Source organism: Frigoribacterium sp. PvP032, from assembly GCF_017833035.1.
Classification (GTDB): domain Bacteria; phylum Actinomycetota; class Actinomycetes; order Actinomycetales; family Microbacteriaceae; genus Frigoribacterium.
In genome coordinates this window covers 240742-264862 of record NZ_JAFIBM010000001.1, presented here as the reverse complement: position 1 = coordinate 264862, position 24121 = coordinate 240742, and the positions used below count along the sequence as shown (strand labels likewise).

Here is a 24121-nt window from a genome sequence, read left to right as displayed (position 1 = left end):
CGGTGGCGGCCCTGCGGCCTCAGCCCTCCCGGCGCAGCCAGAAGTCGACCGCCTCCGCGGACGGGCGTGACGTGACGGAGGTGGCGTCGCCGAGTTCCAGGACGCTGTCGGGCGCCTCCTGCAGGGTCGGCCACCGCTCACGGTCCGACCCGTTCGGGTCGCCCCGGGTCACGAAGTCGAGCCAGTACCCCGTCATCTCCGACTCGAGGCGACGGTCGACGGTCGTGTAGTCGATGTCCCCGTCGGCGCCGAGGTTGCCGTACGCGTACATCACCTCCGACCCGTGATAGGCGCCGAAGCGCTCGAGGTCCGGGTCCGGGGGAACGCGCGTGAAGTAGTAGGGATACACCGGCGACGTCCCCGAGGCGGCAGCCGTCAGGCCCCACTTCCGCATCGGCGCGGTCATCGACTGGTCGGTGCCGGACCGGATCCGTGACGCGACCACCTCCTTCTCGTCGCCTCCCGGGTACAGCGCGAGGAACTCGTCGGCGTCGTCCCCGTACTCGTCGCGGGCCTCGCGAGCCCAGGTCGCGGGGTCCGAGTCGACCCCGCCGATCAGGTCGAGGGACGTCTCGTCGGCGTTGCTGCCGAGCAACAGCGGCACGTCGTTCTGCTGCCCGGCCTCGTAGATCGCCGACGGGGTGTCGGGCAGCACGGCGTCGCCGACGACGGGCCACCAGTGCGTCGTGAGGTCCGCGGCGGCTGCCGCCTTCGCGACGCGCTCCGCCGGCATCGCCCGCATCTCCGCCAGGGTCGCGCCGCCGAGTGCGTCGCTCAGGCCGCGAGCGGCGTCGCGCGCGTGCTCGGCGTCGTCGTAGAGGTCGCCCTCGTCGCGGTCGCCCGCAGAGCCGAGGCACCCCCCGCTCTCGCCGATCAGCCCGTGGACGAGGCCGGTGGCCAGAGGCGAGACGCCCAGGATGCACGCGGCCCCCGAGCCCGCCGACTCCCCCGCGACCGTGACCTGACCAGGGTCCCCGCCGAACTCGCCGATGTTGTCGTGCACCCACTCCAGGGCGGCGAGCTGGTCGAGCAGCCCCTGGTTGCCGGGGGTGCTGCCGCCGAGTTCGTCGCCGGCCAACGCTGTGCTGTCCAAGAACCCGAACACCCCGAGCCGGTAGTTGATGGTGACGACGACGGCCCGGCCGGTGGAGGCCAGGGCCGCCCCGTCGTAGGCAGGCAGTGCGCCCGAGCCCGCGACGAACCCGCCGCCGTGCAGGTAGACGAGCACGGGCAGGGGCGCAGGAGGCGCCTCCGACGGTCTCCAGACGTTCAGCCGCAGGCTGTCCTCGTCGGTCGCGTACCCGCCCAGCAGGGTCTGCTCGAGCGGCAGGTCGAGCACGCGGGTCGCGGCCCGTGTCACGAAGCTGGGCTCGGCCTGGACGACGGAGGTGCCGAAGTCGTCGGCGACGAGGGTCTCGGATCGTGCAGGGGCCGGTCGCGGCGCCTCCCACCTCAGGTCGCCGACCGGCGGGGCGGCGTAGGGGATGCCCGCGAAGGCGTCCACCCTGGCGCTCGCGTCGTGCACGCCGACGACGTCGCCCTGGGCGGTCGTCACAGGGTCCGTGTGGGGGCCGTCGAGAGTGCGGGTGCCGACGATCGGCCCTGCCGCCAGGGCCACGCCGCCGGTGAGGGCAGCCACCCCGACCCAAGCCGCGCCGCGGACGAACCACCGTCGACGCCGCCACGTCCGCGAGAGCAGCGCGGCCGCCGCCACGGTCACGGCCACGAGCAGCCACCCCCACCACGGAGCCTGGTTCAGCCAGGCGACCGCCGCGCCGACCAGCGCCACGGCTGCGGTCGGCAGCCACCACCTCCTGCCCGCCGATCTGCCACGCGTCCTGTCCTGCGATCCGTCTCGCGATCCGTCCTGCGTCCTCTTCGTCACCCTGATCCCTTCGATGCGGTCCGTACTCGATACGAACCGTACTCGATACGAACTGCATCCAACCTGCAGGAGGTGCGGGCCGGGGCGCATAGGCTCGTCCCGTGAGCGACGCAGAAACCCCCTCGGTGCGGCGACGGACCGACACCCGGCGTCGCCTCCTGGCGGCCGCGGCCGGCCTGTTCGAGGAGAGCGGCACGATCAGCCAGAGCGTCGAGTCCCTCTGTGCGCGGGCGGGCTTCACCCGCGGGGCCTTCTACTCGAACTTCACCGGCGTCGACCAGCTCTACCTCGCGCTGCACGAGGAGCAGGCGGGCCGCGTTTGGCACCGCCTCTGGGCCGCTCTCGAGGCACAGACGTCAGGTGAGGGGCGGCAGGGCTCCCTCGAGGAGGCGGTGGGCCACCTCCTGGACTCGCTGCCCGACAGCAGGGAGTGGTTCTCGTTGCGGTCGGTGCTGCTCGCGCGCGCAGCGGCGGACCCCGTCTTCGCCGACCTGATGAGGATCGACGACGGCGCCGTCGCGGCCGAGCTGGGCGCTCGCTTCGTCGCCCTCGCCGCCGTCCACGGACGCGAGCCCGTCGTCGAGCCGGCCCTCCTGGCGAAGGCCGTGGTCGCCGCCCACGTGGGCGCGGTCGGCCAGGCGGCCGTCGATCCCGACGGCGTGCGGACGCAGGTCGTCGCCGTGACGGCGGTAATCCGCGGGCTGACGGTCGAGTCGGCCGCGCACTAGGGCTCACCGCGGCCCCCGCGGGCCACGAGCTGCCCGAGACGGTCAGACGACGGGCGCCCCCGTCGGCCGCGACTGCAGGAAACCGGTCGAGACGGCGACCCAGACCGGGGCGTCCGGGCTGGTCGTCCGGGCCAGGGCCGCGCCGTCCTTCACGGCGTGCTTGACGCCTCCTGCGTCCACCGACCAGATGACGGGGTCGACCCGGCTCTTCACGAGCAGCGCCCTGTTCATGGGCGTCGTGCGCGGCAGCACGGCGCAGGTCGACGCCGGGAGCTCGGTGACGGGCAGCCCGGCGACGAGCGCGGCAGGCACCCGGGACAGACCGCCCGAGCCGCCGAGGGCCAGCTCGCCGCCTGCCCCGCACCGCACCACCTGGGCGAGAGGGGCGGCGGCGATCGTCGATCCCGAGACGACCTCGTCCGCCACCGTCCGGAGGGCGAGGGGGATCCCCAGGTCGGAGGCCGTGTCGAAGGAGGCGAGGGGCACGAGGCCGCCGAGCCCGTCGCTCACGAAGACGGCGGGCCCCGAGGCGGTCTTGACCAGCGACGCGGGCGGCAGCACGTCCGCTCCCGTGGGGAGCGACGAGACGAAGCCGGCGTCGACGACGGCCCACCTGCCCCCTCCGAGCTGCGCGACCGAGCGCATGTCGAGCAGGGCGTGCTTCGTGCCCCGGGCGTCGATCGACCACAGGACGGGGCTCGTGCGCGTCCCGACGACGACGCCCGCGTCGAAGCTGCCGGCCGCCCGGGGCAGCACGGCACACGTCGACGACGGGACCGTCGTCGACGGCAGTCCCGCGACGACGCGGGGGCTCACCGGCCAGAAGGCCCCGCTGCCCGCGAGCAGGGCCGGGGCATCGGCCGCCGTCCCGCAGCGCACCACGTTGGCCAAGGGTCCCGCAGCGATCGTCGAGCCGGCGACCACGGCGTCGGGAACGACCCGCCAGGAGGTGGAGCCCCAGTCGGCCGCGACCGCGAACGACGGCAGGGGGACGAGACCGTCCGCGCCGTCCGCCCAGTACACGACCGGGGACGACGCGCCCTTGACGAGGGCGCCGGCCGGCAGCACCTCGGCACCGACGCGCAGGCCCGCCACGAAGCCGTCCTCGACGACGAGCCACCGCGCCGCCGCCGGGGCGCTCCGCTGGGTGACCGTGCTCATGGCGGACACCGCCCGCTTGGCGCCCGTCGAGTCGACCAGCCACAGGGCCGGCGACCCGGCGGTCTTCACGAACAGCGCCGTGTCGAGGCCCGAGGCGGCGCGCGGCAGGGCCGCGCACGTGGGCTCCGGCAGGACGGTGGCCGTCAGCCCGGCGACCAGCTCCGCGGCGACCGGGGTGAGCGTCTGCGACCCGGCGACGTAGCTGCGCGATCCGCACCGGACGACGGCCGTCAGCGGAGCGCTCGCGACGGTGGAGGCGGCCACCACCGAGTCGGGGACGGTGGTGAAGGTCGTGGGGAGGCCCATGGCCGAGATCTGGCCGAAGGAGACGAGGGGCACGAGTCCGCCCTGGCCGTCGGAGAAGTAGACCCGGGGCGAGGAGGCCGTCTTGACGAGCGACCCGGCGGGCAGGACGTCCGACCCGGTCGGTCGCGACGCGAGGAAGCCCGGGTCGACGACGAGCCAGCGCGCCTCCCCCGGTGCGCTGAGCTGCGTCACGGTGGACAGCGCCTTGACGGCGTGCTTGGCCCCGGCGGCGTCGAGCTGCCAGATCGTCGGGTCCGACGCGGACTTGACGAAGAGCGCCCGGGTCGTGGTCCCCGTGCCGCGGGGAAGAGCCGAGCAGAGAGCGTCGTCGGCCCGGAGCACCGTGGCGGGCAGGCCGGCGACCAGCGACCGGGCGACGGGCCAGGCCGCTCCCGAGCCGGCGAAGAAGGTCTCGTCGCCGCAGTCGATGCGCTGCGTGAGCGGAGGCGTCGGCTCCTCGCCGGACCGCGTCTCGAAGAACGCCTCCGAGCTCACGGTCCGCACCGACCGCCCGAGGCCCACGTCGACGGCAGGGCCGAAGGAGGCGAGGGGCACGAAGCGCTCGTCGCCCACCACCACGCGCACCACCGGCGAGCCAGGGGTCCTCACGAGGTCGCCGGCCTTGGTGCCCCCGTACTCGGCGGGGATGGCGACGGCCTGTCCCTCCACGACCGTGACCCCGGGACCCGACCAGAACCGGGTGGTCCTGCCGTCGGCACCTCGTCGGTTCGCCTCGAGGTGCACCGTGTCGGGGAGCACCGACCAGATGGCGCCCGAGGCGGCCTGGAAGCTGGACGGCGGGATCCTGGTCCCTGCCGCCGAGACAAGGTCGAACTCGACGTCGTCGCAGGAGGCGCACGCTGTCTTCGCTGTGATCGCGGCGCGCGCCCACGTCGTCGTCGTGCCCGTGTCCCGGTGTTCACCGGGGGCGAGGTGCAGGACGACCGGGCGGTTGGGGTCGCTCCGGTCGCCCCCGACGAACCCGCCCTGGGCGGCGATGCGGTAGCCGACGGGCGGGAGGGGCCCCAGGGTGAAGGTGCCGTCGTCAGCCGTGTCGCGCTGGAAGCTGTAGTAAGGGCTGTCCGGACCCTCGGGGTAGGCGCGGAAGTAGGTGTCGTACGACACCGTGAACTCTCGGACACGCAACGGAGGGACGGTCCCCGGCGCCGGCGGGGCAGCAGGAGTCGCCCGCACCACCCGTCCGGAGAGGAACGCCCCGGCGGGGAGGTCCACGTCGGCCGTGGCGTCCGGGTCCTCGGGCGTCACGCGGACAGGCCAGGCGGCGCCGTACGAGAGCGCCCACGGGTCGACCGCCCCCGCGCCGTTCCACCAGACCGGGGCGAAGACACGCGAGGTGTCCTCGTACCCGACCTTGTACAGGCCGCTCGCCGAGGTCATCTGCAGACCGCGCGCGGTCCACTCCCCCGCGGCGTCGGCCCGGACGGTCGTGGTCCAGCCGCGGTTCACCTCGGTGAGGGTCACCACGATCGACCCCGCCGCCGGGGCGGGGGCGCCGTCGAAGCTGATGCTGCCGTGGATCGTGCCGGTGGTGTCCGCGGCGCGGGCGGGATCCGGAGCGCCGACGAGGACGCTGCCGACGACGGAGGCGGCGGCGAGGACCGCGACGAGGGCGCGAAGGCGCGCAGGACGGGGTGACGACGTGTTCATGCGGATCCTCCGGCGGGATCCTCTGCCGTCGCGTCCGTGCGTCGGTCGTGCTCCCAGGTCCAGTGAAGGTAGCACGGGTAGAACGCGCGTCCGCGCGCGTCCCGGGACGTCCTCCCGAGACTCGCTGCCCGACGACAGGGAGTGGTTCTCGCTGCGGTCGGGGCTGCTCGCGCGGGCGGCGGCGGACCCCGTCTCCGCCGACCTGATGAGGATCGACGACGGCGCCGTCGCGGCCGAGCTGGGCACTCGCTTCGTCGCCCTCGCGCCAGGAACCACGCCCTTGCGCCGCTCCGCACCCTGCGCCTAGCATCGGCGCGTACCTCGTCGCGAGCCGCGACGTCGGTGCGGCCACCTCACCGGCCGACCGGACGGCTCGCGGACACGGGGGCTCCCCGCACGGAAGACGGCCCATTGCGCACCAGCACCGGTACTGCGTCCACGACGCAGCAGCTGCCCTCGCACTGACTCCGCCCGTGCCCGCCCGCTGACCCGGGCGAGGCCGACGCTCCCCCGCCTCCGGCCGTGAGCGCGGTGGTGTCGTGCGCCGACATCACCCCCGGGAGCACCGTGCCCTCCACCCTCAGCACCACCACGCCCTCACCGTCCGTCGTCCTCACGGACTGCTCGTTCGCCTGGCCCGACGGGGCCGTCGTCCTCGACCGGGTCACCACGGCCTTCGGGCGGGGACGTACCGGCCTCGTCGGGGCCAACGGCGCCGGCAAGTCGACGCTCGTCCGCCTCGTCACGGGCGATCTCGCCCCCACCGGCGGGAGGGTCTCGACGACCGGACCGGTCGACGTGCTGCCGCAGCGCCTCCGGTGCGGTCCGGACGACACCGTCGCCGACCTGCTCGGCATCCGACCGAGGCTCGACGCCCTGCACGCGATCCTCGGCGGCGACCCCGACCCGCGGCACTTCGACGCCCTCGGCGACGACTGGGACCTCGAGGGCCGGGCCGTCGCCGCCCTCAGCGAGGTCGGGCTCGACCTCGACACCGGAGACCTGCTCCGTCCGGTCGCGACCCTGTCGGGCGGGCAGGCTGTCCTCACCGCCGTCACCGGCGTGCGGCTGCGCGACCGGCCCGTCGCCGTGCTCGACGAGCCGACGAACGACCTCGACCTGCGGTCGCGCGGGCTGCTGCTCGACCTGGTCGATCATTGGCGCGGAACGCTCGTCGTCGTGAGCCACGACCGCGAGCTCCTCGAGCACGTCGACGAGATCGCCGAGCTGCACGACGGCTCGATCCGCACCTCGGGCGGGACCTGGTCCGACTTCGAGCAGCGCCTGGCCGTCGAGCGGTCGGCGGCCGAGCGCGACCTGCGCGACGCCGATCAGCTGCTGCGCGCCGAACGGCGCCAGCGCATTGAGGCCGAGACGACGATCGCCCGGCGGGCGCGCGCCGGGCGACGATCGGCGGAGTCGATGCCTGCGATCATCGCCCACGCGCGGAGGAACAAGGCGGAGGCGACGGCGGGCCGGCTGCGCTCGGGGCACGGGGACGCGGAGGCGCGGGCCAGGGACCAGGTCGACGTCGCCTCACGAGCGGTGAGGGACGACGACACCGTCCGGGTCGACCTGCCCGATCCGGCGATCCCGGCGGGGCGACGCCTCGCGGAGCTGACCGTGCGGGGCAGGACGACCGTGCTGCAGGGGCCGGAGCGGATCGCGGTCGTCGGCGCGAACGGCACGGGCAAGACGACGCTGCTCGAGCAGCTCGTCGGTGCTCCCGGCGCGAGGCCGCACCCCCTGGCCGACACGGGGGCGACGTCGTTCACCGAACGGGTCGCCTGGCTGCCCCAGCGCCGCGACGGGCTGCTCGACGACGACGACACCGTCCTCGAGCACGTCGCCCGCGCTCCCGCCGTGCCCGACCGTGAGCTGCGCAACGCCCTCGCGCGTCTCCGCGTCCGTGGATCGGTCGTCGACCGGACGACGGCCACACTCTCCGGAGGAGAACGTTTCCGCGTGGCCCTCGCGGGCCTGGTGCTCGCCGACCCGGTCCCCCAGCTGCTCGTGCTCGACGAGCCGACGAACGACCTCGACATGGCGACGACCGACCACCTCGTCGAGGTGCTCGCGGCCTGGCGCGGCGGCCTCGTGGTCGTCAGCCACGACGAGAGGTTCCTCGACCGGCTGGGGCTGCACGCCCGCGTGGCCCTAGATTGACGCGGCCAGGACGACGTGTCGACGGCACCTCCGAGCCGGGTGAGCGCCTGAACGATCATGAACTCGTTAAGTGGCTCGGCGGCCCACGCACCCGTGTGCGTGAAGCTATCACCCAACTGAGGAGAACGCCTCAAGTTCCTTACGGCGGTTCAACTGCCCGTTCTCAGCGCGGAAATGCGGCAACGTAGGTCCAACTAGAACAGAGATCTTGACGGCATTCTTAGCGACTCAACAGCATCCTGAAGCGCATCGGTGACTGGAATCAATCCACCAGCGAATGGGGCCTGTTGTTGAGGCGTGACTTCATACGCGTAAGCAGCAATTAGGTCTCCAGCAGTCACAAAACGCGCCTTTCTCAGGTTTGGGCTCCTCATCATCACAGCAATAGAACCAACCGCCAAGCCCAACTTGGGTTCGGCGGGTGGCGCACCACCTCCCCTGACGTTAGCTGCGTCCCGTGACACTCTGATTCGTCGCCCTCGGCCCTGTAGCAACGGCCCACATCATCGGTCCTCATGGCCGTGGCCTATCCGACGAGAAGCGAGGGGCACCCCGACGCTCATCTCGGCACAGGGGCGTCGTTTGGGGACATCCACGCGGCCTGTAGGCGCACGATCGTCGCGGGCCTGGCGGTGCCCGAACTAGGTCCGCCGTCTGCGCCCGGTTGCCAGCAGCCGGTCAATGACGATCTGGGCAGCATCTCTAAAACTGAGTTGCAGACGACAACACGTGTCGCTGAGCAATTACTTGGTCTAAGAAACCCCGCCTACCGACCAGGCTTGCAAACGCCTGGTCCAGAAAAGCTTGCAAACACAGTTGAGTTGAGAAGAAATACGGCGGCGTGGCCTCAGGGAGCTGTTCTGGAGACGCGAAGGCACCGTTCCGATCACTGCCGCCGTTCCCGAGCGACCGACAGGCCGGACCTTTGTGACGTCGGATGGTCCAGGCCTACGTTGCTGCGCCTCACGCTGTGGCAGCCGCCTTGACTCAGCAGGAAGAAATCGCTGAACAAGCTTCCCGCGTCGAGGAGGTTGTCCGTGGAAGCCGCCAGCTCACTGGAACACGCTGTATCGCTGCCGCCCTTCATAAGAACCCAAGTGATTCTCGCGCGGGCACCCCTATGGTCCCTAGCCATCGAGGCATAGCAAATGCGTGAAGAGGATTTGGGCCTTCAAGACGACGCTAGCCCTCATGTGAGCCTCGTTTAGCTGTATGTCCTGGCCAGCAACAGGGCTCCGATAGGTGAACTCGAGACAAGAACGAAAGCGATCACGGTCAAAATCAGACTCGGTAGCTGCATAGTTCTCCCCTTCAATCTGGTGGCAAGCACCAACAATGCGATGGGAAGAATGAGAAGAGGAATCGAAGCTCCGTATCTGGCTACGGAATATGCGATTGCTCGGAAGCCCACGAGTTCCGGCGAGCCCGATGTCACCAGCAGCAGCCACGCCAGAAGGAGCAATCCGACGACCCACACCGACAGGGTCGCTACGAGAGCCCAGAGCGGGAAATATGCGGCATCGCGCCTGGTAAACCATGAGGGAACCAGATACACGACTCCTAGAACTGCGACGATCACGACGTACTGAGAGACCTGCTCCCCGGTCAGGAAGTCTGGCCCATTGTCGCGAGAAAGCGGAGCTACTGCAGTGAAAGTAAATGTGAAAAGCAGATACTGCGCCGGTGCGGCGGCGACCACGAGAATGGCACCGAGAACATGGCCAAGTGCTCGAGGCGGAACTGCTTGGGTTCGAGTAGAAGTCACAGCTTCAGCTGGCCTTTAGGCCAGCGAGGACCAGGTAGCGATTGACGGCGGCTGTGGCGAACTCATTGAGTTGAGACGCGGTCGGGAGATCAGCACCCCTGAGGAAAAGCTCTCGGGGTACCAACGTGGTCGGCCAACTTGACGTAAACACGTCCCTAATATTCGTTTCCAATAGCTGTGTTGAGGTCGCCGTCGCGCCGAACCGGCCTTGCAAGAAGGCTCGCACCCGGAGGCGCCAATCGCTACCGATGACGAGTGTCTGCCGCACCGCTTCGCCGAACGGAAGTCCGCTCCTGAGGCGGCTTCCAAGGAGCCACCCATCGGCATCAGCGATGACGTCTCCTAGCGAGAATCCGGTGGCTTCGGTGTTCCCCCCGAGGTTGGTGGTCACGTAGCTTGCCAAGGAGACGTCGGCAGCCCTGTATCTGGCGTTAGCCCACAGCTGGACAAAATCAAGAGCCCATCCGCCTAGGTCGCCCATGTCGACCTTTCCGGAATTAGCGTGGTCGCCGTAGTAGTTGACGCTTTGAGCTGTGGCTGCCATGTGCTCGAGGCTCGAGGCTCCCCCGTCTGCGGGAACACCGCCCACGTAAGCTCCCGAGAGGTCCACTACATTGCCGGCGGTCTGCATGTAGGACCCCCGCGTAAGTGCGACGGCGTCGCGAGTCGCAGAGGTAGCTAGGCGCTCTGGGAACCAGAGGTAGTTCTCCCACATGGCTCCCGTGTAGGAGCGGCTCATGAGGAAGAAGAGAACGTATTCCCCGGCCAGAGCGCTCGGGACAACGGGACGAAGGCCGATGGCTTGCTCGGCCAGCAGCTCCTGGGCGACGAGGCTCCACCAGAAAGTCCTTGACAGGTTGGTGTCGTCTGGAGTCGAAGGGACTTCACTTCGGGATAGGGGCTTTGCGCGGGACGAGACAACGTTCTTGTCGATGTTGATGTCGTGAAGTTCGACGACCTGGGTGTAGCTCCAACTGGCTGGCATCGGGAATCCGAGGTTGCCGCTGAATCCGGTGGACATGCCGCTTACCCAGATCTCATCTGCCAAGCCGAGTTGGGACATTCGAGCGGAGACGTTGCGAGTGGCGTAAATGCCAACCTTGTAGTTGACCCGCCTTGACGTGGCGAGCCCAGCTCGGATTCCTTCGAAGTAGGGCTTGATGAGGGAATCTATTTCGGCGTCGATGGCGTCGTAGTCGACAGAGAAGAAGACTGTGGTGCCCGCCGGAAAGGCGAACTGCCTTAGGCGCCGAGCCGCCTGGGTACCGTGGTCGAGCCCGGCGGAAAAGTAGAAGTACTGAGGGCCATTGTTGAAGTTCTGGAAAATGGGGAAGAATTTGAATCCCTTGTTGAGGATGCGGTCCAGTTCTCCGAGAAAGAGCCCCTTACCCGTAACCGTCAAGTAACGCCCGACTACTCGGTAGCCGAGGTTCCAGAGTTGGTCGGCCCGAGCTTGGGTTATCTCTGTGCTGGTGTCCATACCAGTGACGCTTCGCTCGACGTTGCCCGAGCTGACAAGCAATGCCGCCCAGGTGTCGAAGTTTGCCGCCCCTGAAGCGGACAGCTCCATGAATCGTTGAAAGTCCAGGGTGGATGTCCTTGTTGCGGCGGCGAAGGTTCCGCTTCGTTCGACGTCGTAGCCGTTCACTGCGAGAGCAATTTGGAACAACGAAACAAACTTGCGTGTCCCGTCGGTTGCTCCGGAGGTCAGATTGCCGTAGGACTTGAGGCCTTGTTGCGTGCCGGGCCCGAAGTTGCCGTTGGCCGTACCGTCCACCATGCCTGATTCGTACTGGATGGCGTAGACGATGCCGCGCTGTACGTCTCTCGTGTAGAGGCCATCGCACGGGATGAGCGAGAAATCGGCTCGGGTCGAATACATACTGTTGAGCCACTGCTGCCCTGATCGGACGCGCGCCGAGCCACCGTTGACGACCGTATAGGCGTCCATGGTCAGAAGCGACTTCATAAGCTTGGCGTCGACGGTCGAAGCGGCGGAGAGGCCCAGGTTGCTTCTGACGGTAGAGACGGAAGCGCCAACCGTCTCGCTCCATTGACCAAACGAGGTGCCCCCTGCGTAGCCCTTGCACCAAAGCGCGCACTGCAGGATTCCTACGATTCGGCTTGTGGTGGTCGAAGAAATGACGCGGACCTTTTGCTGGAATGCTGAGGTCGTTCCGGCTCCAAAGTTATCGGAGAGGGCAGTGATGCCCAACTCGTACTGCAGCGCCCTAGTAAGGGCATACATCGTTTGCCAGCCCGACGACCCATCAACCGTCACAGTGGCAATGCCCGACACATTTCCGTAAGTGTTGTTAATCCACGTTTGTGCGTTAGCTACCCAGATGTCAGCCATGAGTCCTCCTAGTTCTTACCTGATGCAGCGCTGCTGAACCGTGGTGTGCCAGAGGAGGTCACAGAGACTGCTTCCTCCAGGCCGGTTCGCCGCTGCATGGAAGCGAAAGCTGCGGGCGAGACCAGGTCGACGCGGGCGTAAGTCACTGAATCCCCAATGCGCGGCCTAGACCGCGGGGATGCTTGGAGAGTGAGGGATGCCGTACGAGATGGTGCGATAGCCCCATCGAGGTGGCACTCCAGTGACCCCGCCTCGGTCAAGACTGTTCTGACCGCCAAGGCTGTTCCGTCATCGTCGAAGGTGGCGCTTGCCACCACTAAGTCATCCAAAACGAAGGGGTCCCACCGAAGGCCCAGAGACGTACCGGTGGGGATGGCTCCCGGGCCGCTCGGAGTTAGCCGGATGAAGCTCGGATAGGCGTAAGTGGACCCCTGCGCGGACGAGACTTGACCAAGTGTCGTCCAGGCCGCAACGACTGAGACGCCCCACGCGAGGCCATTTCCGAGGACTTGAGGCGAAGCGGCGGCTGCCCGCACGGGGCTCAGAGGGAGATTCCTGGGGCTCACGGTCACCTGAGTAGGCGCAATATTTTCTACGGCGTCATTCGGATATTCAGCGATGAAACGGAGCGGGATAGAAATTTCCAAGGTGGCCAAGCCGGCGTCATGTTCGAAGGACGGCAGGGAGAAGGTTATCTCTTGGAGCGGTCCCACCTGCGCTAGGGCGACGTCGGCAACTTGCATCCGCGTCTGCAGGTAAAGCGTCGCTGGCGCTCCGTTCCAGGTCGATGCGGCAGGGTCGAAAAGGATAGACACCTGGGCCCGATCGAGATAGGTTGCGTCACCAGATACCGAGAAGGCCAGGACATCTGAGTGCGACACGGCCGTGCTGAAGTCTGATCCGAATACCTTGCGTTCTATCGCACGAATGGCAACCGTAATGGGCTGTGGATCGTTGGCGGCTATCGCGCCGGCGGGCGGTGAAGCGAAAGCGGGAACAGGCGAGCCAGTGACCATATAAGTGGCGGCTAGAACGCCACCAGCACTGAGAACACTTCTCCGCGAGAGGGCACCAGCAGGGTCACATCCTTCGGCACGCCGGCCGTTCGCGCGCTGATTGCCTTCAGCAGAGCTCTTCCCCAAAACATCCCCCAAATGTGCGGGGCGCGACTGCCCCAGCTGCGTCTGAAGCTAGGGGCGATCCGTTTGGCATGCAAGTCTGACCAATTCCTCTTGCCGACGTCACACCTTCTGTTCGCCTGAAGGCCGAGGTACTGTGCCGCGGACGAACGGGACCCAGAAGGCCTGCCCGGGGCTGCCGGAGTCCCCCGACAGAAGGGCTTCGTAACCGTTGGGGCTGCTGCTGCCCTCTTGGATCTTGATCGTGCACCATCCGAGCCGCGCGTTGAGGCCCGTGCCGATGGCGTAGCGACCGTCGGGTTGGAGCCTCGGCCACCTGGGCGCGGCCCAGGGCTTGTCGTCTCGGGCGGCGTAAGGCATGTCGGGGTCGGTGGTGTCGGGCTTGGCGAGCCTGCTCCTCAAATACGGCGCATAAGCCCCCCAGGTTTTCGGGGAGCCCAGGCACAGCAGCAACAGCAAGGTTTGACGCGACGTCGATCTCGTGGCGCAAGTGTGGTCCCCAAAAGAGCCGACCGACTTCGTGGCGGGGATCTGCCACTCTTGGTGCCGTGAGCGCTCCGCATGAGTCCTCGGGGTCGTGACGGTGCCGTCGCGATCGCGGGCACGGAGCGACATCCGAGATGAGTCAACATGGGGAAGAAGAGAATGAAGAAGCACTTGATGTCGCGAGTCGTCCTGATGGCCGTCGCACTGGGCGTCGTAGTTACACCATCTGTCGCCTCGCCCGCACCCGCGGAAGCAGCTGGGGCCTGCATTACGCGCAACTTCGGGCCCGGCTGGGCCGGCAACGACAGGAACTGCGTGCTCTACCTGCAGTACATGCTCAACGGGGCCAAGATCTACCCGGCGGGGACCCCCGACGGCATCTACGGTCGCAAGACGGAAGACGCCGTGCTCTACTACCAGAAGTACACTCCGCACAACCTCGTTCCCGACGGGGTCGCGGGACCGAAGACCTGGGCGGCACTTTGTAAGGACAATGGGCCCACGGGATACGCGTCCGCTGCAGGTTGCCGATGGTGAATGTGCGATGAGCGCTCCGTTTGCTGCCCACCTCAGGACTCCTCGTCCGCAGAATTCATGCGCACCGGAGCGACCTTAGGCCGAAGAGCTCACCGCGCTAGCACTACCGGTTCCGCTACTGCTGACCTTGAAGGTCAACCCAGCAGGGCAGCTTTATGTCTGCTTCGCGTTCCAAGCCCATGCTGAGGTCGTCTTTAAGGCCGACTTCCGCGCCCCACCACACCTCGCCGTGCTCTTCATGGCGGTAGACATCGACGTCATCGTACGGGCTCTTCGTGGTCATGCTTCTACGAGGAGCTGATCTCAACGAACACTCACTTTCTGCGTGGCACGTGCCGGTCGGGCTCCCAGGCTGTGGCTATGACCTTGTCCAGACTTTGACTCTCGCAACTTGAGTTCTGCCTAGGGCGACACGAGCCGCGTCACCGCGGCCGCTAAGTCATCGCATTTGATATCGCCGACGCGATCGACCCGGTGCGTGCCACGCTTTCCCCAAGATCGCATCGTTTCCTCGGCCGCTCGCGAGAGGGGCCGTCCGGGGGCCGCGCGTAGCCTGGCTTCGGGTAGCTTCCCATCGAGCTCGCCAAGAGCCGTCGGGCGGTCGCTAACCCGTTAGGTGGCGGCTGGTACCGCATTCTGGCTCCCGCTGGGCGTGGGCTTCTTCGAAGTGCCAACCCTTTGCGCGTCCACCGCCTGGAAAATTCACTTGGGACGCAACACCCAGTCCCGACAACTGCGGTCTTGACTTGCGACAAACTGATTCGCGAAGGACACAATGTGGTTTCTCAAAGGAGTCTGCCAACCCAGCCCTGTTCTGGTCTGGATTTCTCAACAGACGTGCCAAGCCCGTTCTCGCTGAAATTCTGCCAAAGTATCCCGCGCCGGACTTCTAGGATGCGTTAGCTCAAGATGAGCGGGACGAGTCAAATGAGGCCAGCCGTCTCCGCGAATATGCTGACCTCGTGTGGTCTTTAGCACCGCCGCTCGCAACGCATTTTGTGCGTTTCGCGTAGCACTTTAACGCTCGTTCTAGACTTTCGAATTGTCCACCCAGGTAAAGGTCGGTGAATCCGCTAATGAGTCGAAACACGCTCGCCATCGGTGATCGTCGCTTTGGCCAGCTCTTAGGCGAGGACTCGGCTGAATCTAGCGTCAGCCTGGAGCGCACCAGCGAAGGCATTGTCTTGACCGTTTGGTGGCCTTCGTCCGACTCAGGCTCATTTGTAGGGTGGTTCCGTTCATCACGGGATTTTCCGAGTTCCGTCGACGAGCCTGAGCCCGTCCCTCCGCGACGGCTTACCTTCCGAGATGCTCGAGGAGTGGTCGGCCTTCTGGGGTGCCACAAAGGCGGTTATACAACGAACTTAGGTGGTCCCGGAACGGGACGAGTTCTTGTACAAGAGGCTGTCTTTGGCGCACCGGCACCGGTTGATTTCGACTCCGTCGCTGGCTTGAGGTCGACTGTCTCGCATTTGCGATCTTGGGTGCGAGCCCATTCATGGGTTCATGAGGAAAATTCGAGTGGGGCGCTCGCGTATCGAAAGGAACTGTCCGAAGACATCGATCTCGGGGTATGGGGCGGCATGCGGATGGCATTGCAGCCCGTCGCAATAGTCAAGGAGCCTATAGATCCCGACGAGATCACACTGGGAAGCTCTCTCTGGGTGCAGACAACAACTACTGAGCCCGCTGAATGGGCTACTCACCTACGTGCCCCAAAAGCCCTGCGCGATTTGCTCGTCATATCCGCCTGGAGTGATGAGAACGTAATCACCTATTCAGTCCTCCACCCGGAGGACAAGGTTTTTGGAACCCGCCCCACGTGGCGTCTAGTTGCATCGAGCCGAGTGCGGGACGATCCCCCCTTCGCCGAGCGCCGGCACCTAGTGACCTACGAAGAGCTGGGTATTCGCGGCCTGAGGCAATGGTTTGAATTGCGGGACCGTTTCCAGCGGGCGATCGACCCGATCGTCAGCAGCATTTCCTTGCGGTCCGCAAGTCCGGCCGCTGTGTTGGCTCAAGTAGGACCAGGGCTTGAAGCGCTTGGGTACGAGCTGTTGCAACGAGACGGCATGGGGTCGAAGGAGGCCAGCGGCGTTTCCTTTGCGGGACGAGCCAGGCGGATACTGGACGACATCGGAGACTTGCTGCCGTTCGAAAGCGCCGGTTGGGATGATCGTGCCGCGAGCGTCTACAACGGAATCAAGCATGCAAATCGTCAGCTGCCCGACGACTTACAAATCCTCAACGTGGAACGCGAATGCACGCTGATAGTGCGTGCATGGTGTGCGCAGGAGTTAGGTGTCGATAGCTCCGTGCTTCGAGAACGCTTGCGCGAAGACCCTCAGGCTGCTCCCTGGGTCGTGGCTTGATCTGCTGACAGAACCGTAGATCGAGAGGCCGCTTCTAACCAGTCTTCCGCATAGAGGGCGACCAGAAGAAGATTTGCGCCCCAGTGTGCATGGTTCTCCCAAAGGCGTGGGCAGGACTGGCCGCCATACCAGTACTGCAACCGCTGAACGTGCCGTGCGTGGCGTTCTTCGCGATCCTATAAAGCTCGACTAGGTGCGTACGCGACTTGCTTCTACGGGCAGGGGTAGCCGTCGCCAATGAGTTTCTTGCTCAATCCATGCGCGGCGGTGCTTTCTTCGTTTCCGAAAAGCCCACGTCGAGGCAAAGATGAGCACGAGTCCAATGACGTACGCGGTCCAGGTCCCGGTGGAGGTGGGGGCCAGTGCAGCAAGGATCAGCCAAGTGACAAAAGCCACGGCAGATCCGGCTACGAGCCATCTACCGAGGCCCAACAACCCACCCTCTCGAGGAGCTCGCTCTTCAAGGAGCCAAAGACTCGCGCGTTGGTCCCGGTAGTCGGCAAGGCCATCTCGAGTCGCACCTGGCCGCATCTTGTCTGTCAGCTGAGTCAGCCGTTCGATAGAAGCCAGCGGATGCCGCTCTTTCCAGAGAGACGTGCCAAGGGCAGCCACGGAAGCTATCGCCACAAGCACCTGCGGGAGAAAGGAGTACCAGACAGTTTCCACTAGGCGAGCTTTGCAGGCTCGATAATATTGGCCAAGAGAATGGTTGACGCCGGGCCCGGTAGCCGGGCCTAAAGTCCGGAGCACTCGGTGTTGATGATGATCACATTCGTCATGACCACTGCGTATCGGCTACCTACTCGTTCTCGTATTCGGGGCCGTCGTCGTACATGTCTTCGGGATCGCCTTCGGCTTGGAAGGGGTCGCTCAGTCCGGCCTCGTCGAGCAATTCCGGTTCGTCCAGGACGAGATGGCATACGGGGCAGTTGAACTCGAATGGGGCAATGTCCAAGGTGATAGAACGAGGATCAGAAAATTGGTCCTCGGGGTCAAAGCTTGAGTATTCAGGGTATTCCATGTGGCTTTCGATGACTTCGTCCCCGCCGACCTCACCCGTGGCACCGCAGGCCACACACTCTCGGGGCTCCGTATAGAGGTAAGTCGCCAGGTCAAATCGTTGCCATTCTGTTTCGAGTCGAGCACTCAGAGAACCGGACCTGTGTCGACTGAGAAGGGAATTGGCACGCTCTTTCAATGTTGCGAGCCTCTGAGCGACGTACTCCTTGTTCTCGGCCAGGTACTTCGTGACCAATAGAGACCGACTTGGACCCACGAGGTCGACGATTGTCCGGTCGAGGTGTTCGACGAGGATGAAGGCTTGTGCCCAGTAGCGTGGCCACCAGACGGCCTGTGGGATGGCATCAAATCCCACCCCCGTGGAGTGGATGTATCCGTTGCGACCCGCTGCTATTTTTCTAGCTTCTGCTTCGTTGAAGGTGCGGAATACTCGCGCACAGCGCGACCAGATCGCTTTGGCCTGAACGCTGCCAAAGATGCCTGTGTAGTCGACGGCCCCGCTTGCGAGCAAGATGCTTCGCCCGTCGTCATCGGGGTGGGCGATGAGCATGGGAGAGATTCTCACCAGGGCGGCCTTGCCGAGGAGCTCAAGCGCTGCGGCAGCCCAAAAAGCCTGTTCTTCGAATTCACGATCAGGGTCCATGGCCCGATTGACGAACATCCGCGACTTGAGCCAAAGCGCCTCGGAGTCCCAAGGTGTCGTCATTCCGTCGATCCCCACGTGTAGGCGATTCGGGTTATTGTCCGCCTCTCAGCGTCTGAGACGTCGTCTCGCGCGTGAAGGGCCTTTCTATTAGCTATGACAAGGGCAATGTCGGGTTCGTCCCATTCGTGAACATGCGCACGCGAGCGAGCGTCTTGGAAGTATTCGGCGGTCTGGCGGGCGAACGCGTCCCCGGGACTCATGACAACAGGGTCGAAGCGGAGACCGCTCTCGTCAAAAGCTGAGGCCAAAAAGCTCTCGCCGCTGCCCCGAACCGTAAAGACGCCCTGCCGTGCAGCAGACGGGATCACGTTCTCCCCGCGCCGGCTGGGGGTCCAGATCACGGTAGGTGTCGTCGAGGGCATGGCGGAATGAAGCACAATGACGTCGGGAAGGACACGCAAGTGCGCGCCGTCCGTATGTAGCGGCTGCTTACCTAATCCGTACACCGCGCTCAGGGAACGTCGGGGAGCTTTGGCCGACTCGTAAGGCACAAGGACTCGTTCACTCGAGCCAGGTCTGCCGGCCCCGCGCAGCCCGTCCAAAGTTGCAGCGCGCCGCACCTCGTCGAGGGTCGTCTTCTGCCGTGACCATCCCTTTTCCGAGAGGTCACTCCGCACGACTCTCATATCAATCATCAATCCCCCTCTGAAAACGCCGCCCTTAGTCCGTCAGACTATGGCTCCTACCCGAGAGGCCTATTTAGCCCTACAGGGCTTCAGTATCAGCCCAACCCGGTGGGACAGTTTTGGCTGCGCCGAGGCTGTCGGGGATATTGACGACTTTGCTCGCTCGGATGTCATGACGCAGGGCGGACCAATCGGCGTCGGATGAATGTTGGGTGCGGTAGTTCGGAGGGCGTGCAGCGACGACAAGCGGGACCGTCTCGGCCGAGATGCCAGCCGACTTTCCGAGTCCCACGACTGACCGCACGCCGCGCTCGAGGAGCGCGTGAAAGGACGTGAGATTGAGCTCGTCTATCCGGCCGCCTGGTTGCAGTCGCGCGGGCAGTATGTCTAAGGCGGGCATCTCGTGGACCGGAGCTTTTAGATGGGCCTCGTCGAGGATGAGCCCGGCCCGGTACCCGTCGACGTGTCCCTGCGGGCAGGTCAGAAGTGCCGATGCGAGTCATGGTGAGTCCGTTTCGGATGTTGGTTCCAGGCCCAGTGGAGCGCTGGGGGAAGCTGAGGGCTGGCTCCGTGGCGAATCGCTCCGAGACGAGCCGGATGAGCGGGTCCTTCAGGCACTTCGGACCCGGTCAGGGGCCGTGCTATCCGGCGACTGATCGGGTGTCAGACATGGTCACGAAGCAGGTTGCCGAAGAATGAGTTACTCGAGTGGCCGGCCGACAAGACATCTCGTGTTCCCAGGGGTAGGAGTCGCGCTGATACGGAAGATTCGACTGTTTTGAGCACAATTGGAATGCCTCGAACAGTCAGGGCATGCAAAACGCTTGAAATTGCTTGTTCACAGCGCACCAAGTCTTATTTTTCTGTCCTTTGAACATGGCCCTCAGCCTTTCCCATGTCAGCATGAGTTATGCGCATCGAAGCAATCGAAATCCGCAACTTCCGCAAGCTTGTGTCTGTGCGTCTGGATCTGTCCAGAGATACAACCTTGCTCGTCGGTGCGAATAACAGCGGTAAGACGTCGGCACTCATCGCGCTCCGATCCTTCTTGAAGGATGGCATTCGGGCGTTCGGCAAGAACGATCTCACCCTCTCCCACTGGCACGACGTCAACGAGATTGGTCAAGCTTGGGTCGCCTCCGATGCGACAACAACCATTGAACCCGGCACATGGGATCGTCTTTTTCCGTCACTGGATGTGTGGCTAGAGGTGGAGGACCGAGAAGTCCATCGAGTCAGCCCCCTCATACCGACGTTGGATTGGACGGGCGGGTTGGTCGGTGTTCGCATTGCCCTAGAGCCAGAGGATGAGGTCGAACTAGCTCGAAGTTTCCGCGAAGTCTGGTCCACGAGACATTCGTTGAGAGAGCAGTGGCGGGAGAAGCGCCCGACGGGCACAAGCCAAACCGCGGACGAGGGCGACGGCGACGGCGAGAGCGGCGAACCAGCAAAGCCCGGCGACTTGCCGTTGTGGCCCGAGAATCTCGTCGACTTTCTTTCACGCGACTTCCACAAGCACATGAAGCTCCGGTACTACGTGCTCGACCCGTCCCAGCTTCAGGAACCGGAGGGGGACGCCGCCCGGGTTCAGCCATTGCCTCCTGGCGCCGACCCCTTGCCGTCGAACCCACTGGAGCACATAGTGCGTATTGACGAGATCAACGCCCAGCGCGGCTTGGGTGACGTCACCGAGCCCAGCGGTGATGGTACGACGCGGCGGATCTCTGAGACGGCGCGGCTGTCTAGGCAGCTCGGCGAGTACTACGCAAACCACCTCGACCCCTCTGATCACCCTGATCTGGAAGATCTCAACGCGCTCGAGACTATTTCGGTTGCTCAACGGCAATTCGACGTTCGCCTGGAGGAAGCTTTCCAAATCGCCTTCCATGAGATGGCCACACTTAATTACCCGGGTGTCACTGATCCTAGGATCCGTGTGGCGTCCAAGCTGAGCGCATCCGAAAGCCTGGATCACGAGTCCGCTGTGTCCTTCGCCTTGGATATCGCGGGCAGGCCGGCAACCCGGGACATGCACCTGCCGGAAGGGCAGAACGGTCTCGGCTACCAGAACCTCATATCCATGGTTTTCCGCCTAATGAGCTTTAGGGACCGATGGATGCGCGTCGGCAAAGCGGCGAAATCAAATCATGAGTACCCGATCGAACCGATCCACCTGGTACTTGTCGAGGAACCCGAAGCGCACCTGCACGTCCAGGTGCAACAGGTCTTCGCAAAGAAAGCATTTGAGGTGCTAAGGAAGCATCCCGATCTGGGCGACAAGACTGTCCTCACCACCCAGCTCGTCATTAGTACACACTCCAGCCACATTGCCCACGAGCTTCCCTTCGAGAGCCTTCGCTATTTCCGGAGGCTGCAGGCGGGCACTCAGGTTCCTGTTCCCACGTCAGCTGTGATCAACATAGGGAGCATTTTTGGGTCAAAAACAGAAACACAGCAGTTCGTCACCCGGTACCTGCGTATTCAGCACGCGGACGTCTTTTTTGCCGATGCCTTGATCCTGGTCGAGGGACCGGCCGAGCGAATGCTAATACCGCACTTCATCGAAAAACGACACCCGGCTGTTCACCACGCCTACGTCACCATGCTGGAGATAGGAGGAAGCCATGCTCACCGTTTGCGCCCTCTGATCGAAGCACTGAAAATCCCGACACTCGTGATTACGGATATCGATCCGCAATTGGAAGGTAAGAGCACCCCGACTGCTCGCAGCGTCGGCCAGAAGACAGGGAACCCGACGCTAAGACAGTGGCGGAACCAGGGAGATGATATTGACATTCTCCTAGGCGCCCTAGCTGACACTAAAGAGCTGACGGGTGATGACCAATTCGCCGTCAGGTTTGCCTATCAAGTACCAGTGACGACCAATTTGCCAAGAGCCAACACGGACGAAGTTTTGCCTACGACGTTCGAGGACGCTCTCGCTTTCGAAAACGTCACCTACTTCGGGACACTGAAAGGCGCAGGTCTCACGAAAAAGTTCAAGGAAACCTTGTTGACGAGTATTGATGTCACGGCCGCCGCCAGTGACTTGCACAAGCATCTGAAGACCGGCAACAAAGCAGAACTAGCCCTCGACGTGCTCGCTGACCCCGCATTCGACACGATCGCGCCGCCCCAGTACATCGAGGAGGGTCTCGCCTGGCTAGCGACGCGACTCGCCAAGCCGGAAGCTCTCACTCTCGAGGCTGCAGAACATGCCGACTGACCCGTCCGTCGATGACCACGTCGATGTTGAGATAGCTGAGTGTCTGGCACCGGAGGCGCCCCGCTCCTTCTTCCTATATGCCGGCGCCGGTTCGGGCAAGACGCGGTCTCTTGTGAACGCCGTACGACATGGAACGACTTCGCGCGGACGTGAGCTGGCCCTTCGGGGGCAGCAGCTCGCCGTCATCACCTTCACCAATGCCGCCGCCACTGAGATCTCCAGCAGGCTCGATTTCGATCCGCTCGTCAGGGTGTCGACCATCCACTCATTCGCTTGGAATCTCATTCGGGAATTTCAGGAGGACATCCGACACTGCGTGGAAGTTGAACTGAAAGCGACCATCACCGAGCTCGAATCTCAGTCGAGCAAGGCCGGCTCGAAGAAGGAGATGGACCGCGTGCACCGTCTGCAACGCGCACGGGACCGCATCTCTACTCTCGACGAGGTTCGACGCTTTACCTACAATCCCGCAGGAGAGAACCGGGGTCGAGAAGCACTAAACCACGCCCAGGTGATTAGCCTCACCGCGGACCTCCTGACGACCAAGCCGCTACTCGGACAGAGCCTCATCACGCGACACCCAATTCTGTTCATCGACGAAAGTCAGGATACGAACAAGACTCTCCTGGAAGCATTCATGCTGGTGGCTGCGTCACATGAAGGGGAGTTTGTCCTGGGTCTCTTTGGCGACACGATGCAACGCATATACACCGACGGGAAGACAGACATCGGAGAAGCCGTGCCAGCCACATGGGCCACACCGGTGAAAGTCATGAACCACCGGAGCCCCGAACGCATTGTCCGACTAAGCAACCGCATTAGAGCCGATGTCGACGACCACCCACAGCAAGCCCGAGCCGACCGAGGCAACGGTATTGTCCGCCTGTTCATCGCGCCCTCTAGCTCCGACGTGGAAACAATTGAGTCAGCTGTAGCCCAGCAAATGGCGGTGATCACGCACGACCCTGGATGGTCCACTGCAACCAAGCCAGACACCGACTCAACCGATGGCCGGGTTGTCAAGCGCCTAATTCTCGAACACCACATGGCAGCTCAACGCCTTGGCTTCGCGGAGCTATTCTCCGCGCTGTCTTCGCTCGACTCAGAGCGCACGAGCCTCTTGGATGGTTCGATCTCAGGCCTTCAGGTCTTCCTGAAGCAAATCAAGCCTCTGATGGAGGCTCACCGCCAGAACGACAACTTTCGCATTGCTCGAATCGTCCGCGAAAATTCTCCACTCATGGCCACACGCGTCCTCGAGGACGCCTCCCAACAAGCGGGAACACTCCGAGAAGTTCTTCGGACTTGCCAATTGGCGGTCGACCGGCTGACCGGGCTTTGGAATGCGAACGCAACTCCCACGCTGCGCGAGGTCGCTATGGTGCTAAACGACACAAGCGTCTTCGTACTTGCGCCGGCCGTGCAGACGGCACTCGTCACAGGACAGTCGTCTGGAGGTGACGACACCGTCACCACGGAGACCGCTGCTTGGCAGTCCGCCCTCGCCGCCCCCTTCAGTGAACTAATTAACTACGGCACCTACATCAAGGGCGCATCGCCGTTCGCCACCCACCAGGGCGTCAAGGGGCTCGAGTTCCCACGGGTAATGGTGGTGATTAGCGACTTCGAAGCTCGTGGCTTTATGTTCAGCTACGAGAAGCTCCTTGGAGCCAAGCCCCTCACGAAGGCCGACACCGACAACCAGATGGCTGGAAGGGACACGTCCTTGGACCGCACGCGACGGCTCATGTACGTCACGTGTAGCCGAGCCATGCAAAGTCTGGCCATCGTTGCCTACTCGAATGACCCGGCAGCGGTGCACTCGTTTGCCGCTGACAATGAGTGGTTTGGCTCCGACGAGATCGTCCTGATCTAAGGAAGTTTGATCCTGTACTTGGGTCTACGAGGCATTTCAGGATTCTATGCACATCGTAGTGGCTCACCGGCTTGGGTACCGGTCCAAGTCGCTTCTCC

11 protein-coding genes are annotated in these 24121 nt (G+C 64.4%); 6 read left to right on the top strand and 5 right to left on the bottom strand.

The features are described from left to right. Nucleotides 1-19 precede the first annotated feature (19 nt). Nucleotides 20-1885, bottom strand: a complete 1866-nt coding sequence (locus tag JOE35_RS01210; protein ID WP_209559456.1) for a carboxylesterase/lipase family protein — start codon at nt 1883-1885, stop codon at nt 20-22. Between the two features lie 101 nt (nt 1886-1986). Between JOE35_RS01210 and JOE35_RS01205 the strand changes: the two genes are divergently transcribed. Beyond that, nucleotides 1987-2613, top strand: coding sequence for a TetR/AcrR family transcriptional regulator (locus JOE35_RS01205; protein WP_209559455.1), 627 nt, complete (start codon nt 1987-1989; stop codon nt 2611-2613). A 42-nt stretch (nt 2614-2655) separates the two neighbouring features. Here JOE35_RS01205 and JOE35_RS01200 read toward each other — a convergent pair whose 3' ends face one another. Next, complete coding sequence (locus tag JOE35_RS01200) at nt 2656-5748, bottom strand: hypothetical protein (protein WP_209559454.1); 3093 nt, start codon at nt 5746-5748, stop codon at nt 2656-2658. Between the two features lie 567 nt (nt 5749-6315). Here JOE35_RS01200 and JOE35_RS01195 point away from each other — a divergent pair. Beyond that, nucleotides 6316-7914, top strand: coding sequence for an ATP-binding cassette domain-containing protein (locus JOE35_RS01195; RefSeq protein ID WP_209559453.1), 1599 nt, complete (start codon nt 6316-6318; stop codon nt 7912-7914). 1769 nt (nt 7915-9683) lie between these two features. Here JOE35_RS01195 and JOE35_RS01190 read toward each other — a convergent pair. Further along, nucleotides 9684-12035 carry a glycoside hydrolase domain-containing protein gene (locus JOE35_RS01190; RefSeq protein ID WP_209559452.1) on the bottom strand — a complete coding sequence of 784 codons (2352 nt, stop codon included), beginning with the start codon at nt 12033-12035 and terminating at the stop codon, nt 9684-9686. A gap of 1769 nt (nt 12036-13804) precedes the next feature. Between JOE35_RS01190 and JOE35_RS01185 the strand changes: the two genes are divergently transcribed. Further along, nucleotides 13805-14197, top strand: a complete 393-nt coding sequence (locus JOE35_RS01185) for a peptidoglycan-binding protein (protein WP_209559451.1) — start codon at nt 13805-13807, stop codon at nt 14195-14197. Nucleotides 14198-14312: 115 nt separating this feature from the next. Here JOE35_RS01185 and JOE35_RS01180 read toward each other — a convergent pair whose 3' ends face one another. Continuing rightward, complete coding sequence (locus JOE35_RS01180; protein ID WP_209559450.1) at nt 14313-14480, bottom strand: hypothetical protein; 168 nt, start codon at nt 14478-14480, stop codon at nt 14313-14315. Between the two features lie 793 nt (nt 14481-15273). On the opposite strand from JOE35_RS01180, the gene JOE35_RS01175 reads away from it, so the two are divergent. After that, entirely contained in the window at nt 15274-16569 is a 1296-nt protein-coding gene (locus JOE35_RS01175; protein WP_374099688.1) for a reverse gyrase, read from the top strand. A 799-nt stretch (nt 16570-17368) separates the two neighbouring features. Here JOE35_RS01175 and JOE35_RS01170 read toward each other — a convergent pair. Beyond that, complete coding sequence (locus JOE35_RS01170; protein ID WP_209559448.1) at nt 17369-18295, bottom strand: hypothetical protein; 927 nt, start codon at nt 18293-18295, stop codon at nt 17369-17371. Nucleotides 18296-19831: 1536 nt separating this feature from the next. Between JOE35_RS01170 and JOE35_RS01165 the strand changes: the two genes are divergently transcribed. Together JOE35_RS01165 and JOE35_RS01160 are read left to right on the top strand one after the other, a co-directional pair. Continuing rightward, nucleotides 19832-22147, top strand: coding sequence for an AAA family ATPase (locus tag JOE35_RS01165; protein WP_209559447.1), 2316 nt, complete (start codon nt 19832-19834; stop codon nt 22145-22147). Then, nucleotides 22137-24023 (top strand): UvrD-helicase domain-containing protein, encoded by a 1887-nt coding sequence (locus JOE35_RS01160; RefSeq protein ID WP_209559446.1) that lies wholly within the window; start codon nt 22137-22139, stop codon nt 24021-24023. The genes JOE35_RS01165 and JOE35_RS01160 overlap by 11 nt, the downstream gene beginning before the upstream one ends. The last annotated feature ends 98 nt before the right edge of the window (nt 24024-24121 follow it).

Excerpts from the sequence above, each read along its gene's own strand:
- JOE35_RS01190 (WP_209559452.1), bottom strand. The coding sequence starts at position 12,035 with ATGGCTGACATCTGGGTAGCTAACGCACAAACGTGGATTAACAACACT.
- JOE35_RS01175 (WP_374099688.1), top strand. The coding sequence starts at position 15,274 with ATGAGTCGAAACACGCTCGCCATCGGTGATCGTCGCTTTGGCCAGCTC.
- JOE35_RS01200 (WP_209559454.1), bottom strand. The coding sequence starts at position 5,748 with ATGAACACGTCGTCACCCCGTCCTGCGCGCCTTCGCGCCCTCGTCGCG.
- JOE35_RS01180 (WP_209559450.1), bottom strand. The coding sequence starts at position 14,480 with ATGACCACGAAGAGCCCGTACGATGACGTCGATGTCTACCGCCATGAA.
- JOE35_RS01185 (WP_209559451.1), top strand. The coding sequence starts at position 13,805 with ATGGGGAAGAAGAGAATGAAGAAGCACTTGATGTCGCGAGTCGTCCTG.
- JOE35_RS01170 (WP_209559448.1), bottom strand. The coding sequence starts at position 18,295 with ATGACGACACCTTGGGACTCCGAGGCGCTTTGGCTCAAGTCGCGGATG.
- JOE35_RS01160 (WP_209559446.1), top strand. The coding sequence starts at position 22,137 with ATGCCGACTGACCCGTCCGTCGATGACCACGTCGATGTTGAGATAGCT.
- JOE35_RS01165 (WP_209559447.1), top strand. The coding sequence starts at position 19,832 with ATGCGCATCGAAGCAATCGAAATCCGCAACTTCCGCAAGCTTGTGTCT.